Genomic DNA, 15,307 nt, shown 5'->3' on the forward strand with positions numbered 1-15,307 from the left:
GGTATAAATTTTTTTAAATTTTCGATAAAAATATTGTTTTTTTTTTAGCAAAAGGTTATAATATAAATAAAGGTATTACCTATAACCTATTACCCATTATTTGTCTGGTAGTTAACGATATTAAAAGGACTTACAAATAAAATACACAAATAAAATACATCGGGTAAATGCAGCATGACCGTAGCCAAGCCCCAGCCTATCAAGGTTGGGGCTTGATAATTTTCTGTACAACCCAGGGAGGTTGTTTTACAACGAAAGGGGTGGTCCATAAGAAATTAATTATAATTCCTGCTAATTAATCTATAAAATATGGGAGGATTTAATGGTGAGCAAAAGTAAAAGGATACTGGCATTGTTAATGGTATTTGTTTTTGCAGGTAGTCTGTTAGTTGGCTGTGGCACTGCGCAGGATAAACAGTCGGGCGAGGCTCAAAGCGAGGAAAAGCAAGAAGCATTTAAAGTTGCAGTTTTGCTTCCCGGACCCATTAATGATAACGGCTGGAATGCTTCCGCCTACGAAGGTTTAAAATTAGTTGAGCAAGAGCTGGGTGCGGAAATCGCTTATAAAGAAAGTGTGCCTCAATCGGATATCGAAGAGTCTTTTAGGGGTTATGCTGCTCAAGGTTATAATGTGATTATTGGACATGGATTCCAGTTTGCCGATGCGGCTAAAAAGGTTGCTCAAGAATTTCCGGATACTATTTTCCTGATGTCTGACAGCAAGGAATTCCAAGAGCCTAACGTTGGTTCTTACAGCGTTCTTGCTAAAGAAGCCGGTTTCCTGGGAGGCGTTGTAGCAGCTTCCTATACTAAATCAGGCAAGGTTGCTATTGTTGGGGGTCTGTCTATTCCGCCTGTTACAAATATGGTTGAAGGTTTCAAACTCGGCGCAAAATATGTTAATCCTCAAGTAGAAGCTCTTACTACAATCACAGGCAGTTTTGAAGATGTTGCCAAAGCGAAAGAAATGGCGAAGGTGTTCATTCAGCAAGGAGCTGACATCGTCATGCACCAAGCGGACCAGGCCGGTCTAGGGGTGATAGAAGCAGCTAAGGAAGCCAAAATACCTGCCATTGGTGTAATTAAAGATCAAAGCGGTTTGGCTCCCGACACGGTGTTGGTCAGTGCCTTCCGCAATATTCCCGAAGGGATTCTTTATATAGTAAAACAAATAAAAGAAGGTAATTTCAAGGCGCAATTCTATCCGCTTGGTGTTAAGCAAGATGTTGTGGGCTTAATCTGGAACCCACAGCTGGAAGGTAAAGTTTCCCCTGAAGCCAAAGCAAAGATCGACCAGATTATCGCCGATCTTAAAGCAGGTAAAATTGACATTGAAGCTTTGCCCCAGCAGTAAAGAAAACTAACAGCCAGGGTGACTCATTCATTTTCTAAGCCAAGCCCCATCATAATATGCTGAGGCTTGGCTAATTTTTTATAAAAAGGCAGTCAGAAGACGGAAAGAAAGGGAGGCAAGGAATGACGACAAAAATTGATAGCAGGAAAAGTTGGGTAACGGAAAGTTTTAAGAATATGGCCTCTCCACTGGTGGCCATATTCTTTGCCTTGGGCTTGGGCGCAGTGGTTATTTTATTTATGGGACTGGACCCTCTCAAAGCTTATGAGAATTTGCTGAAAGGATCATTGGGAAATACCAACGCCATTGGCGAAACGCTTGTTAAGACCACACCTTTGATTTTTACAGGATTAAGTTTTGCCTTGGCTAAACGCTGCGGCTTAATTAACCTTGGCGCAGAAGGACAGCTCTATATGGGTGGTTTCTTGGCTACTGTTGTAGGTATCTATCTTAAAGGATTGCCGCTCTTTATTCATTTGCCATTGGCAATCTTGGCAGGTTTTATAGGTGGTGGCTTGTGGGGAATTTTGGCCGCATGGTTGAAAGTAAAATTCGGGGCCAGTGAATTGATTACTACTATTATGTTAAACTATGTAGCCATTCACTGGGTAAGCTATCTGGTTACCGGTCCTATGAAAGAGCCCCCGGGGAATTTCCCCCAAACACCGGCAGTGGAACTATCGGCCCAGCTGCCCAGGATACTTCCCGGAACAAGGCTGCATTTGGGTTTGCTAGTTGCTTTACTAACTATTGTTTTGTTCTATGTGTTTCTCTGGAAAACAACAGTCGGTTATGAAACCAGGGTTGTGGGTCTGAACTCTGAAGCCGCCAGGTATGCCGGAATAAACCCTGAACGCAATGCTTTTTTGTCAATGTTTATTGCAGGGGGATTTGCGGGAATGGCTGGCATGAACGAAATTTTAGGAATACAGCACCGGTTGTTCCAGGCATTTTCCCCGGGCTACGGTTTTGACGGTATTGCCGTGGCTTTGCTTGGGCAAAACACTCCCATTGGTATTCTCTTATCAGGGATATTGTTTGGCATCTTACGCAGCGGTGCCAATATGATGCAGATGGCTGCCAAAGTGCCAATTGCCGTTATCTATATTATTCAAGCGCTGGTAATCATGTTTGTAGTAGGCAGCAGTATTTTTAACTTTGTTCAGAAGCGCAAAGGTTTGGCAGCTGCTGCAAAAGGGGAGGGCGTTTCATGCTAGATGTAATCACCAACTTTTTAGCAGCTGATCTGCGTACAGCGACCCCCATTCTACTGGCGGCCCTGGGCTTGGTCTACGGGGAAAGGTCCGGAATCGTGAACATCGGGGCCGAAGGAATGATGCTGACAGGGGCTTTAGCGGGCGTTGCCGGTTCCTATTTCTTGGGAAATGCCTGGTTTGGCGCTTTAGCCGGGATGTTCTGCGGAGCTCTCATTTCCCTCATCTTTGCCTACCTGACCATCACAGTTAAAGCAGATCAGGTTGTGGTAGGCGCGGCTATTAATATTTTAGGTTTGGGCTTAACCACCTCATTTGCCAGGGTTATGTTCGGGGTCAATACTGCACCTCCGCAAATCGATTCTTTTACACCTGTGGCAATCCCTGTATTAGCAAAAATACCCGTGATCGGGCCGGTGTTGTTTCAACAAAATGCCCTGGTTTATATTGCACTGCTGCTTGTGCCTGTTGCTCATTTTATCCTCTTTAAAACAGATATTGGTTTGAAAGTGCGGGCAGTGGGCGAACACCCAAAAGCTTGCGATACTGTGGGTATTGATGTTTACAAGGTCCGTTACGCCAGCGTGTTGGTGAGCGGTTTGCTGTCCGGCTTGGCAGGGGCTTATGTCTCCCTCGGCTTATTAAGCTTCTTTACGGAGAATATGGTGGCAGGTCGGGGGTTTATAGCTCTGGCAGCTGTTATTTTCGGAAAATGGAGCCCGTTGGGAGCGCTGGGAGCGGCCCTCTTATTCGGCGCCGGTGATGCATTGCAGTTTCGTTTGCAAGCATCCGGGACAGATATTCCTTTCCAGTTCCTGCTTATGGTTCCGTACATCTTGACAATATTGGCATTAGCAGGTTTCGTAGGTAAATCTCAAGGCCCGGCTGCCAGCGGAGTGCCTTATAGTAAGGAGTAAAAGAGTGGAGGGGATCATCTTATGCCGGCATTTTTAGAGATGAGGAACATTGTGAAACAATTCCCCGGTGTGAGGGCTAATGATAACGTCAACTTCGAGGTTACAGCGGGGGAAGTCCATACGCTGCTGGGCGAAAATGGCGCTGGAAAAAGTACCTTGATGAGCATCCTTTATGGTTTATATCAACCTACCTCAGGCGAGATTTATCTAAAAGGCAGAAAAGTTGATATTGTTTCCCCAAAAGTAGCCATTGAACTGGGAATCGGGATGGTCCACCAGCATTTTATGTTAATACCTGCCTTAACTGTGGTGGAAAATGTTGTTCTGGGAATGAAATCGGGCAAAGGGGCTGTCTTGGACTTAGAAGGCGCTGCCCAAAAAATAGCCGCTTTATCCAAACAATATAACATGGATATAGATCCTTGGGCCAAAGTGTGGCAGCTGTCGGTAGGTCAGCAGCAGCGCCTGGAGATTATCAAAGCACTTTACCGTGGGGCTGATCTGCTAATTCTCGATGAACCGACTGCCGTCTTGACGCCGCAGGAAGTAGAAGAATTGTTTGTGATGATGCGGCAGTTAACTCAGGAAGGTCATACCGTTATTTTCATCAGCCACAAGCTAAACGAAGTGATGACCATAAGCAACCGAGTAACGGTTTTAAGAGCGGGCAAGTCGGTGGCCACAGTTAACACCAAGGATACCAGTAAGGAAGAATTAGCCCGCCTCATGGTGGGAAGGGATGTATTTCTACGATTCGATAAAAAGCCATGCAACCCGGGTCAACCGGTACTGGAAATGCAAAATATAGAAAGTTTGAATAACAAAGGGTTAAAAGCCCTTAAAGGGCTGTCGCTAACCGTCAGGGCTGGAGAAGTGCTGGGTATTGCGGGCGTTGATGGCAACGGCCAGTCTGAGCTGGTAGAGGCCATCGCCGGTCTGCGTAAAGTGACCGCCGGTACAGTCAGAGTTAACGGCAAAGATGTTACTAATAAGCATCCCAGGGAGATCTTGGAGGAAAAAGTGGCCCACATTCCTGAAGATCGTCATAAGCGCGGACTGGTCATGGATATGTCCATCAAGGAAAACATGATGCTCATGAGCTATTACAAGCAACCTTTTGCCCACGGGCTCTTTTTGGACTGGAAATTCATCGAAAACCACTCGGAGGAGCTTGTAGAGCAGTATAACGTCAAAACACCGAATATTGAAGTAAAGGCCAGAAATTTGTCCGGGGGTAATCAACAGAAAGTTATTTTGGGACGGGAAATTTCCAGGGAACCCAACCTCTTAATTGCCATGCACCCCACCAGGGGCCTGGATATCGGGGCAACAGAATACGTGCATAAGAGGATTATTCAAGAAAGGGACCGCGGCTGCGGCGTGCTATTGGTATCCACCGAGCTGGAAGAAATCTTCTCCCTTAGTGACAGAATTGCTGTTATTTATGAAGGGGAAATCATGGGTGTTATAGATGCCAAAGAAGCCAGCATTGAAGAATTGGGATTGATGATGGCCGGATCAAAAAAAGTTGCCAGCTAATTAAAACAGCCCCAAAAAATTTGGGGCTGTTTTAATCTCCCCAGTGACCGCTCCCTTGATAATTTTAAGCAAAATATTCGGCAAAGTGATAAAATAACCTTTTAGGAATGGCCATAATTTGGCAACAAAAGTATTAGAAATTCAGATGCCTTTCATGTTTTCTTTTGTATAAGTTTAGCTAGTTCTGCTTAATTTAAATGTAAAGACCAATTAGGAGTGATGAATATGAGCATGATCCAAGCACTCAATGCCCCTAGTAAATATGTCCAGGGCGTAGGCGCCTTGCAAGTGGCCGAAAAGTACATAGGAAATTTTGGTTCCGAAGCACTCATTATTGCTGACCCCTTTGTGCTAAATACGGCGCAGACTTTACTGGCCAAAGGTCTGGGCAAAATTAAATATCGGATTGAACGATTTGGTGGAGAGTGTTCTAAACCTGAAATTGAACGTTTAAAAACAATTGCTGTCAACGAAGGTGTCGACCTGATTATCGGCTTTGGTGGAGGCAAGACCTTGGATACAGCCAAAGCAGTAGCTTACTACGCAATGCTCCCTGTAGCGATCTTACCTACTATTGCTTCCACCGATGCTCCTTGCAGCGCTTTGGCTGTGGTTTATAAAGAAACGGGGGAATTTGAGGAGTATTTGCTTTTACCCAAAAACCCGGAGATAGTATTAGTTGATACTCGCATCATAGCTAATGCCCCTGCAAGATTTCTTGTGGCCGGCATGGGGGATGCCCTGGCAACGAAATTTGAAGCGGAAGCAAGCAGTACGCGGCATCTTCCCGCTATGTCGGGAGGAATAGCTACTGCCAGCGCCCTGGCCTTGGCCAATCTCTGCTACGATACGCTCATCGAATACGGGTTGACAGCCAAAACAGCAGTACAACGGCAGGTTGTAACTCCGGCAGTGGAAAGGATTGTGGAAGCTAATACTCTGCTAAGCGGACTTGGCTTTGAAAGCGGAGGGCTTGCCGCAGCTCATGCAATTCATAACGGCCTCACTGTTTTGGAGGAAACTCACCGCTATTTTCACGGAGAAAAGGTTGCTTTCTCCACCATTGTTCAGTTGGTAATGGAAAACAGGCCTACCGATGTCATTTTTGAAGTAGTGGATTTTTGTCGGTCTGTTGGTTTGCCAACTACTCTGAACGAGCTAGGACTAGAGGGTATCGATGAGCAAAAGCTGCGCAAAGTAGCAGAAGCTGCAACTGCCGAAAATGAAACAATTCATAATATGCCTTTTCCTGTAGATGCGCAAATGGTTTATGATGCCATTTTAGCGGCTGATGCTTTAGGTATGCTCGACTAAAAAGTCTGACCGGGGCCCTTTTGGTCCCGGTTTTGTGTGATCTTTTTCCTTCCGAATCAGCTCCCGGTTAACATAATCCCGTACAAAATTGAAATGAAAAAAAGGATTTAGCCGGTTGTTATAGAATTGTTATCTATCCGGTTTACTGTTCAGGGGAGGTTTTGCACAAGCGTATTCAAGCTGATGCTATCACCGCTTGAACCGCGATCGGATAATTATGTACTGGGACGCTACAGAAGTCCATTGAAATGCAGTAAGGTAGGACGGAGGGAAAAAATGATTAAATTATCAGACGGCAGGAATTTGCCACTGGACATGCACAAAGTCAAGATTATTCAGCGTTTGCCTTTTCCAACGGTGGAGCAACGGCTGGCGGCGATCCGGGAAGCGGGGTTTAATACCTTTTTGCTGCGCACAAGGGATATGTTTCTCGACATGCTAACCGACTCAGGCACCAACGCCCAGAGTGATGCCCAACTGGCTGCTTCCATGGAAGCGGACGACGCCTATGCCGGTTCGGAAAGCTTTTACAAGCTGGCCGAGGCGGTGCGCGAAGTTTTTGGCTGTGAGTATACACTACCGGTACACCAGGGTAGGGCGGCGGAACACTTGATTGCCAAGTGCTTTGTCAAGCCGGGCCATGTAATACCCATGAACCAGCATTTTACCACCACCAAGGCGCATTTTGTAATGGCCGGCGGAACAGTAGAAGAAATTTGCATCGATGAAGCGTTTAATACTGACAGCAGTTATAGTTTTAAGGGCAACCTGGATATAGAAAAACTGAAAAGTTTGATTTTCAAACACGGGGCGGATAAGATTCCGTTCATCCGAATGGAATCGACGGCCAACCTCCTGGGAGGCCAGCCCTTCTCCATGGCTAACTTAAAAGAAGTACGGGCCATCGCCGATCAATACAAAATTCCTATTATCGTCGATACCAGCCTTATCGGTGATAATGCCTATATGATCAAACGCCGGGAAGCCGGATATGAAAATCGTACAATCGGTGAGATTATCCATGAGATAATTTCCATGGCCGATCTTATCTACATGTCGGCCCGCAAAAGCTGTACATCCCGCGGTGGCCTCATCGCAACCCGCAAAAAAGAAATTTATGATTTAATAGCACCGTTGGTGCCTGTTTATGAAGGCTTTTTAACTTACGGTGGTATTTCAACTCGTGAGATCGAGTCTATGGCCGTTGGGCTTCGGGAAATGACTGATGAGTATACAGCCGGGTGTGCGGCGGACCTGATTGAATACTTTGTTGCCAGGCTATCCGAAAAAGGCGTACCCGTAGTGACGCCGGCCGGTGGTGTCGGAGCACACATTGATGCCATGCGTTTCCTCCCGCATCTGGATCACCCGCAGTATCCGGCTGGTGCCTTGGCGGCGGCTATCTTCATTTGCTCCGGAGTGCGCGGCATGGAGCGCGGAACTGTATCCATGGACCGCGATATAGACGGCACCGAGCTTATCTCCGAACTGGAGTTGGTGCGTTTGGCCGTACCGCGCCGGGTTTTCACCTTGTCCCACATCGAATATGTAGTGGACCGGGTGGCGTGGCTCTATAATCACCGGGAAATGATTGGGGGCTTGACCTTCGAATATGAGCCGGAAATGCTGCGCTTTTTCTTGGGCCGGCTAAAACCCGTGGCAGCCGGTAAAGCTGCATCGAACTGGGATGAAAAGCTGGCACAGGCTTTTATCCGAGATTTTTCGCTTGATATGTAATTGCTGCCCAATTTGGGGTAGTACGCTGCACATAAAGCCTCTATGCGGACTATGAAAGGTCTGCATAGAGGTTTCTTGGCTATTCAGGAAGTATAAATTTCACGGCGCATAAGGGCAACTAGGCGTCCGCCAGTCCTAAAGGACTGGAATTTCTACGCATTGTGTAAACACAACGCTAGAAATTCTGGCGCCCTAAAGGACTGGAATTTCTACGCATTGTGTAAACACAACGCTAGAAATTCTGGCGCCCTAAAGGACTGGAATTTCTACGCATTGTGTAAACACAACGCTAGAAATTCTGGCGCCCTAAGGCTTGGCGCAAGCCAAGTTTTCTTTATTTCAGACTTTTATTTTTCGACCGGCGGAATAACGTCCCCTCTGCTCTTTGTGTTCATAAGGTATACGTAGGGCAGGAAAAATGACATATTGAAAAGAAGAAATTTGTTAAAATCAGACTTTAAAATCTTAACACAAATTTAATGATACTTTTGTGAAAAATGGTATATGATGGTGGTGGAGAAAATAATGACGAAGGTGGTATAAATGCACAGCAATTTATCCGGCTGGCAACCGGAGGTAAAAGCCGCGTTACAAAATTTACTCGAGAAAGCACAAAACAAGTCAAACCCATATGCAGTGTTTGACTGGGATAATACCTGCATTTACGGCGATGTAACTGAAACCTTGTTTATTTATCAAATAGATAACCTGCGCTATAAACTTACCCCTTGGGAATTTTCCGGAATTTTATCGATTGCACTCAAAGACAACTTTTCTGGGGAAAGTCCTGTAGAAAAACATGCGGAGCAAATCAGCAGCGATCTGCTGGAAGATTATACTTTTCTATACGAACATTATATTGTGAACCAAAAAATGAGCTTGGAAAAAATCCGGGAGACGGAAGAGTTTAACGATTTTAAAGCTAAAATGTTTTATTTCTATCTGCTAATCAATGATCATGCTTTTACCAAAGACAGTTTTTTATGGATGATGTATTTGTACAGCAATATGACGGCCATAGAACTAGAAAATTTGTCAAAGGAATCGATAGATTTTAATTTGCATGCGGAGCGCAAATGCCATTTGTTAAGCAGCAGTCCTGCCTTGTCCAAAAAGACAGGGGTCTTATCAGCGCATTATACCGGAGGACTTCGAATTAACCCCTTGGTGGTTCATCTTTTTCAGGAACTAAAGGCAAAGGGCATTGGCGTTTATGTTTGTTCCGCTTCAGCTAAAGAAGTGTTAATTCCACTGGTCACTTATCAACAATATGGTTATGCTTTGCCTCAAGACCATCTCCTGGCTGTCCGGTTGGACAGGGACAGCTGCAATGTTCTTCAACCTAGAATTGATGAGGCTTATCCCATCACATTTAAAACAGGCAAGATGCAGGCCATTGAACAATTTTTGGTGAGCAAATTGGGCACTGAGCCCATGCTTGTTGCCGGGGACTCAACAGGTGATTATTATATGATGACCGGTTTCCCCGGACTGGAATTAGCTCTGGTGATGTTGCGCAGTCACCAAAAGAGCGTTGAGCTTGTAAGAAGATTGCGGCACGAGCATAGTATACCCTTTGCTGTGCAGCGAAACGGGGAAGGACGTCCCGGACAATTAAAAGTTTCATAGTATACCTTGATTACTTATATCCCTCTTGCCGGTGGAAGGGAGTTTATTTGTACCAGAACTAAATCATAACTACGCTTTTATGCGTTTTTAAAAAAGCAAGGATTTTATCTAGGCTTTGCATATATTTATTTTTTTCGGTGGTAACAGGACTGAATAGATCCCCTCTTTCCTGAATTCTCTGTATTATGTTAACCATGGTAAAATCAGTAGGGCTAAAACCTTTTCTTACTTCTTCCCAGGTTACCGGCGTTGATACTGTACCTGTAGCTGTTGCCCGGGACGAATAGGGGGCAGGTAAAGTTCGCATCTTCCAGAGCTGGAGATAATCAAAATATAGTTTTTTTCCCCTCCTTTTGACCACTCTGTCAATGGTTATTTTATCAGGGTTCTTCTGCACCATATACTTTGCTATAAATTCATTTACCATGCGGGTCTCCCGGTATTCGTATTTTGGCTCTATAGGAACATATACTTGTAATCCTGTTGAACCGGAGGTTTTGGCAAAACTTTTAAGACCGAGGGAGTCTAGTAAGTCTTTTAATTGTAGTGCCGTTTCTAACACCAATTCAAAGTTGTCCGTATCCATCGGATCCAGGTCAAAAACTAATTCTGTAGGGTAACCAATGCGGTCGTAAGTGTCAAATGGAACGTGTAGTTCCAGAGCTGCCAAGTTGGCCAACCAAGCAAGGGTTGGCCTGTCGTTTAATAAAATCCAATGCTTATCGATATAAAATGTGCGTTGAATCCATGCCGGAGCAAAAGAAGGCATTGCTTTGCGTACAATGCGTTTTGCATTCACGCCGTCAGGATAACACCACATCATCAGCAGTCTGTTTTTGCTGTAGGGCAAAAGATAATCAGCTACACTGAGCAGGAAGTTTACATAATATAGTTTAGTAAACCCTGTTTCCGGCCATAAAATTTTTTGCGGGTTCGAAATTCTGATCTCTTTCCCTTCGACGGTAATTGTCAATGACTCATCCATATATACATCCCTCTCGACGCATTCCTTTCTAATATTTTGGTTCAGCTGATGGAAAGTATGTAAACATGCTATGGATTGCTGTTCGATACAATATTTTGCAACTAAATAATTCAAAATAGACTTATCCGTAGTTAGCCGTCACTGGGATTAGGTCATAATAGGTTGAATTCTTTTTCCATTAGTTGTAAAATTATCTATAACAATAATGTCGTTCATACTTATAGATTTTTTACTCAAAAATGTCTCATTAACTAAATTAAGTTAACTGAGGTGGTTTTTGTGGAAAAAAATCTTTTAAGTATTGATTGGGATTATTTTGTACCGGTAAACAAAGAATGGTGTGGGTCTTATCTGGAAAATGCTCAGAACTTGAGCGGGCTGTGGTATCAAAGATATCTAAGAGAGAGGATGAGAGGGGAGGATATCCGGCGGACAGTAGATACCGGCCCGGAATTGGAAGAGTTCTGGCCCAAGATTATAACCCGGTTTAACATTAGAAAAACAACTAAAGTTTATGTTTCCGATTCCCATAAGTTCTCCTATGAGATTTGCCGCGACCATGGCTGCAATCACGTTTATTTATTTGACGCCCACGCCGATCTTGGTTACGGGGGGATTAGCTCACTGGCTTTTGAACTTAACTGTGCCAACTGGCTTGGTAAATTGTTGCAAGACAACGTTATTGCCAAAGCAACCATTTTTTATAGCCCGTACACCTATGAAAAGCAGGAAGATTTTGAAGAAATCAATCGGGTATTTAATATTCGGTACTGCACGCTGGAAGATCTGAAAGGCCAGATAGAGGTGGCGGCAATTCATATCTGCCGGTCGGGGGCTTGGACTCCGCCCTGGCTCGATGCTAAATTCTATAATTTCGTGCAAGGACTGAACATGCCTTACCGGATCCTGGAATGCCCCGAGCGAAATTGGGCCCCCGGTAAGCTGACTCTGTCAGAGAAGATTGATTATCTATTGCATGTTTCGTGAATTGCCAGGTTTGTGTAGGTGAGATAGTACAATTTTTTTGTATAACTGGCAATATTTCAGTGAAGTTGCCATATTAATAATAGAAGAATTAAAAAATTCTACTAATTCAGCCATTGGCAATAAAGATATTTATCATATTTTTGGTTGACAAAATTTTTCAGTAAATTTATAATATTTATTACACCTGTTTAATAGTTTAATAGTACTAAAATTTCAAAATTCCACGTAAACAATACTAAAGGAGATGATCAGCATGGAAACATTGACTCGTAACTTTAAAATCAGCCTTTCTGAGATACCGGCACGGAAGAACCACAGGGGCATTTTAGCCCGCAATATTTTTGAAGAGGATTCTGCCAGAGTTCTAAATCTTTTGCTCAAGCCGGGGGATAAAATTCCTGCTCATGTAACGCCGGTAGACATTTTCTACTATGTGATTAAAGGCAGCGGATGTATCGAAATCGGGCAAGAGTCCTATATGGTAAAAGAAAATGACATAGTCTTCAGTCCAAAATACATCCCTCATGGAGTACATGCAATAGAAGAAGATTTTGAGATCCTGGTTGTGAAAGCACCCAATCCTGACAAACCGTAAGCAGGGGATTTGGATTTCGTCAATCGCTTGAACGAGCGGCTGCCTTTTACAGGCTGCCAATTGTTCAAGCGAAATTTATGTACAAACCTAATTAACCGGGAGCATGCGCCCTTGTTCATCAACTTTGTAGGCTATGCCCCGCCAAGTCAAGACCCCCTTCTGTAAAGTATGGAAGTAAAGATAAATAAAAATCACGTCTAAGATAGGTACTAAAAAAGCTTCTTTTCCGGAGGTTCCGGCTGTTCTCGTTATTAAGGCAGCCGTAATTATTTTGCTTGTCAGGTGGATGGCTGCAGCCGTGAAGAATGTTGTATTGGCAGCAAAGATTCCCAGGATAGTTAACAGTAAGTAGCAATATGCTACGACCAGATAAGGAACTTCTAAGGCTGTATGAAGCATGCGCCTGTAAATGATAGACCCCCGGGCCAGTAAACTTGCTAAATCCCCTAGAGTTTTAGCTCCTACCGGCGAATAGATTACCGGCCCTACTGCTACCTGGTAACCCGCTTCTTTCACCAGCTGCCCGATTCGCACATCCTCCGCCACATAACCGCCAAAAGCTTCAACTCCACCTATTCTTTCCAGGACCTCTCTTTTGATGGCAATAGTGCCACCTGCTACTCCCAGCCTAAAAATCGAAGCATAGGGCAGCCATTGGGCCAGGATAGTGGCATTGAGCTGCAGTTGATAAATCCAGGCCCAAAATCCTTGGGGCTTGACATGTACTGGTAGCGCTGAGACAACTCCTATTTTTTGCTTGTTGTATAGCTGGGAAGCTATCCTGGCAATGAAATCTGGTCCTGCGTACATGTCGGCGTCGCTCAGGATAAGACAATCATATTTGGCCAGCTTTAAGCCGTAAAAGAGGTTGCTGCTCTTGGCCGTTAGACTGTTTTTTACCGGATTAACTGTGATTTGTATATCCAGCCGGGGGAATTCGGCTTTTAATTTATTGAGTAGAGGTAGCGCAGGGTCATCAGCATCCTGCAAACTGAAAATGAGTTGGTAGGGTACGGCCAGTTTTTGTTCACAAAAGGATTTAAAGTTTTGATAGGCGTCAGCATCAATGCCTTTCACGGGCTTGATTACCGAAATTCCCCAGGGTACGTGAGTTGCTTTGATTTCCCTGCTTTTTTTAAGTCCGCGGGCTGCAGCAAAGAAATGAAAAAAGATCAACAGGGCAAAAGCCGTTGTCATAATTAAGACAAGAGACATGAGTTATCCTCCGGAATACGTAAATGTAGCAACAGTTAATTATTTTAGTAATTCTGCCTTTCAGCGCAAAATCCTTGTTTATGGAAAAAGTTAAACAAGACAGGGCAGCTTTTTATATTGGCAGCTTTGGCAGTAAGCCACTGCTAATTGGATGAAAATTGCTATAGAACCGGCTGGAGTTGCTGGCTTTAATTGCTGACGGTTTACTTTGACAGTATAAACTTGTTTAAGATATGATGGCTTTAAAAGTTATATTTGTTTTTTGGAGGTAACCATGCAGGATTTGGAGTTGGCAATAAAAAGGCTAGAGCTCGTAAAACAAAGCCTGGAAACAGAGACGATCGATCTCAAAGCAGCATTGGAGATTGTTGTACACCATCTTATTGAACTTTGTGAAGCGGTGCAGGAAAAAAGAGGCAGATGAGCTTGTTTTGCCAGTGTGGCGCTTTTTTATTTTCCCTGTTCGCTGTATAGTGAGCATGTTATAATTTAATCAGGGGAAATTTGTCCATATAAAAAATCCAAAAAGGGAAGGAAGATAAATGAGTATACATAAGTGGCATAACGATGTTGTCGGACAAAAAGTGGTCGAGGCGCTGCAAAAAAATAACTTTGATGCGGTATATTTTTCTAACCGCCAAGATGCCGTAGAACATGTGCTGAATATGATTCCTGAAGGAGCCAAAGTGGGAATTGGTGGTTCAATGACCGTGGCTGAACTTGAGTTGCCTCAAAAGATCGAGAGCAAAGGTGCGAAGCTGTTAAACCATAATGCGCCGGGACTGTCAGCGGAAGAAAGATTGGAGATTCGCCGGCAGCAGCTTTTAAGCGATGTTTTTTTGAGCAGCACTAATGCTTTGACACTGGATGGTTTTCTGGTCAATATGGACGGGACAGGCAACAGGGTTGCGGCAATGACTTTTGGACCAAAAAAAGTAATCATTATTGCCGGTATCAATAAAATCTGTAAAGATGTGCATGCCGCTTATGAGCGCATTAGGGAAATAGCTTCTCCGAAAAACAACAAGCGGTTGGATCTACCAAATCCCTGCGCTGTAACCGGCCTTTGCGCCGACTGTCAGGGCAAAACCAGGATCTGCAACGTATTCTCGGTAATGAAAAGAAAGCCCAGCTTTACCGATGTAACGGTGGTAGTAGTTGGGGAAATTTTAGGCTATTAAGAAACTATTGTCCCCGCGGTTCCCGTTCCAGCCAGGGCAATTAATTAAAAAGCCGAGAAGGTTTGATATACATTATATAAAGAAGTAAATTAATGGGATAACGGTAAAGAGGTGTACCAGGATGAAGGAGTTTAAAGCGGAGGCTGGAAATGTTGCAGAGTGTCAATGTGAAAGCTACGGCGAAGCGGATAAGGTGAAAGCTCGAATGGAAAAGGATGCGCTGGCCAAGCATCTTGGTATTAGACTGCTGGAAATGAAACCGGGTTATGCCCGGGCGGTTATGGAGGTAAAACCGGAGTTGCTGAACGGTGCCGGCATAACCCATGGTGGAGCGCTCTTCAGTTTGGCGGATTTTGCCTTTGCGGCCGCCAGCAATGCCCATGGCCCGTTGGCGTTGGCTCTGAATGTAAACATCAATTTTTTAAAAGCCACTACAGTAGGAACTATCTTAACTGCCACTGCTTGCGAAGAGAACCTTACTAAGAAAACAGGCCTTTATCGGATGGAAGTCTTAGACGATAAAGGTGAGTTAGTCGCCCTGGCTCAAGGCACGGTATACCGGAAGACTACGTAGTATTTCCTGGGTAGTGCAAAGTTAAAACCCCCCGGCAGTTTTCCTGCACTGGGGGGTTGGCATTGG

The 15,307-nt window shown here is 44.4% G+C and carries 14 protein-coding genes; 12 read left to right on the forward strand and 2 right to left on the reverse strand.

What is annotated here, in order from left to right:
• Positions 1-322 precede the first annotated feature (322 nt).
• From EYS13_RS15790 to EYS13_RS15820, 7 genes are all read left to right on the forward strand, one after another.
• Positions 323-1,354, forward strand: a complete 1,032-nt coding sequence (locus EYS13_RS15790; RefSeq protein ID WP_227764603.1) for a BMP family protein — start codon at positions 323-325, stop codon at positions 1,352-1,354.
• A 122-nt stretch (positions 1,355-1,476) separates the two neighbouring features.
• Positions 1,477-2,571: an ABC transporter permease gene (locus EYS13_RS15795; protein ID WP_227764605.1), complete on the forward strand. Its 1,095-nt coding sequence runs from the start codon at positions 1,477-1,479 to the stop codon at positions 2,569-2,571.
• Positions 2,565-3,485 carry an ABC transporter permease gene (locus EYS13_RS15800; RefSeq protein WP_227764607.1) on the forward strand — a complete coding sequence of 307 codons (921 nt, stop codon included), beginning with the start codon at positions 2,565-2,567 and terminating at the stop codon, positions 3,483-3,485. The genes EYS13_RS15795 and EYS13_RS15800 overlap by 7 nt, the downstream gene beginning before the upstream one ends.
• Positions 3,486-3,506: 21 nt before the next feature.
• On the forward strand, positions 3,507-5,024 hold the full coding sequence (locus EYS13_RS15805; protein WP_227764610.1) for an ABC transporter ATP-binding protein: 1,518 nt from the start codon (positions 3,507-3,509) through the stop codon (positions 5,022-5,024).
• A 231-nt stretch (positions 5,025-5,255) separates the two neighbouring features.
• Entirely contained in the window at positions 5,256-6,338 is a 1,083-nt protein-coding gene (locus EYS13_RS15810) for a glycerol dehydrogenase (RefSeq protein ID WP_423055364.1), read from the forward strand.
• A gap of 276 nt (positions 6,339-6,614) precedes the next feature.
• Positions 6,615-8,075, forward strand: coding sequence for a tryptophanase (locus EYS13_RS15815; protein ID WP_227764613.1), 1,461 nt, complete (start codon positions 6,615-6,617; stop codon positions 8,073-8,075).
• Positions 8,076-8,618: 543 nt separating this feature from the next.
• Complete coding sequence (locus tag EYS13_RS15820; protein WP_227764615.1) at positions 8,619-9,704, forward strand: HAD family hydrolase; 1,086 nt, start codon at positions 8,619-8,621, stop codon at positions 9,702-9,704.
• 58 nt (positions 9,705-9,762) lie between these two features.
• On the opposite strand, the gene ligD is transcribed toward EYS13_RS15820, so the two are convergent.
• A complete protein-coding gene (ligD, locus tag EYS13_RS15825) occupies positions 9,763-10,689 on the reverse strand; it encodes a non-homologous end-joining DNA ligase (protein ID WP_227764617.1) in 927 nt (308 codons plus the stop codon).
• Positions 10,690-10,968: 279 nt separating this feature from the next.
• Here ligD and EYS13_RS15830 point away from each other — a divergent pair, with 279 nt between their 5' ends.
• Both EYS13_RS15830 and EYS13_RS15835 read left to right on the forward strand, forming a co-directional pair.
• Positions 10,969-11,676: an arginase gene (locus tag EYS13_RS15830; protein ID WP_227764619.1), complete on the forward strand. Its 708-nt coding sequence runs from the start codon at positions 10,969-10,971 to the stop codon at positions 11,674-11,676.
• Positions 11,677-11,929: 253 nt separating this feature from the next.
• Entirely contained in the window at positions 11,930-12,271 is a 342-nt protein-coding gene (locus EYS13_RS15835) for a cupin domain-containing protein (protein WP_227764623.1), read from the forward strand.
• 87 nt (positions 12,272-12,358) lie between these two features.
• On the opposite strand, the gene EYS13_RS15840 is transcribed toward EYS13_RS15835, so the two are convergent.
• Positions 12,359-13,486: a glycosyltransferase gene (locus EYS13_RS15840; protein WP_227764625.1), complete on the reverse strand. Its 1,128-nt coding sequence runs from the start codon at positions 13,484-13,486 to the stop codon at positions 12,359-12,361.
• Positions 13,487-13,760: 274 nt separating this feature from the next.
• Here EYS13_RS15840 and EYS13_RS15845 point away from each other — a divergent pair, with 274 nt between their 5' ends.
• From EYS13_RS15845 to EYS13_RS15855, 3 genes are all read left to right on the forward strand, one after another.
• On the forward strand, positions 13,761-13,910 hold the full coding sequence (locus EYS13_RS15845) for a hypothetical protein (RefSeq protein WP_227764628.1): 150 nt from the start codon (positions 13,761-13,763) through the stop codon (positions 13,908-13,910).
• Between the two features lie 118 nt (positions 13,911-14,028).
• Entirely contained in the window at positions 14,029-14,667 is a 639-nt protein-coding gene (locus tag EYS13_RS15850; protein WP_227764630.1) for a lactate utilization protein, read from the forward strand.
• Positions 14,668-14,788: 121 nt separating this feature from the next.
• Positions 14,789-15,241, forward strand: a complete 453-nt coding sequence (locus EYS13_RS15855; protein WP_227764632.1) for a PaaI family thioesterase — start codon at positions 14,789-14,791, stop codon at positions 15,239-15,241.
• Positions 15,242-15,307 lie beyond the last annotated feature (66 nt).

The sequence above is a fragment of the Zhaonella formicivorans genome, from assembly GCF_004353525.1.
Classification (GTDB): Bacteria; Bacillota; DUOV01; order DUOV01; family Zhaonellaceae; genus Zhaonella; species Zhaonella formicivorans.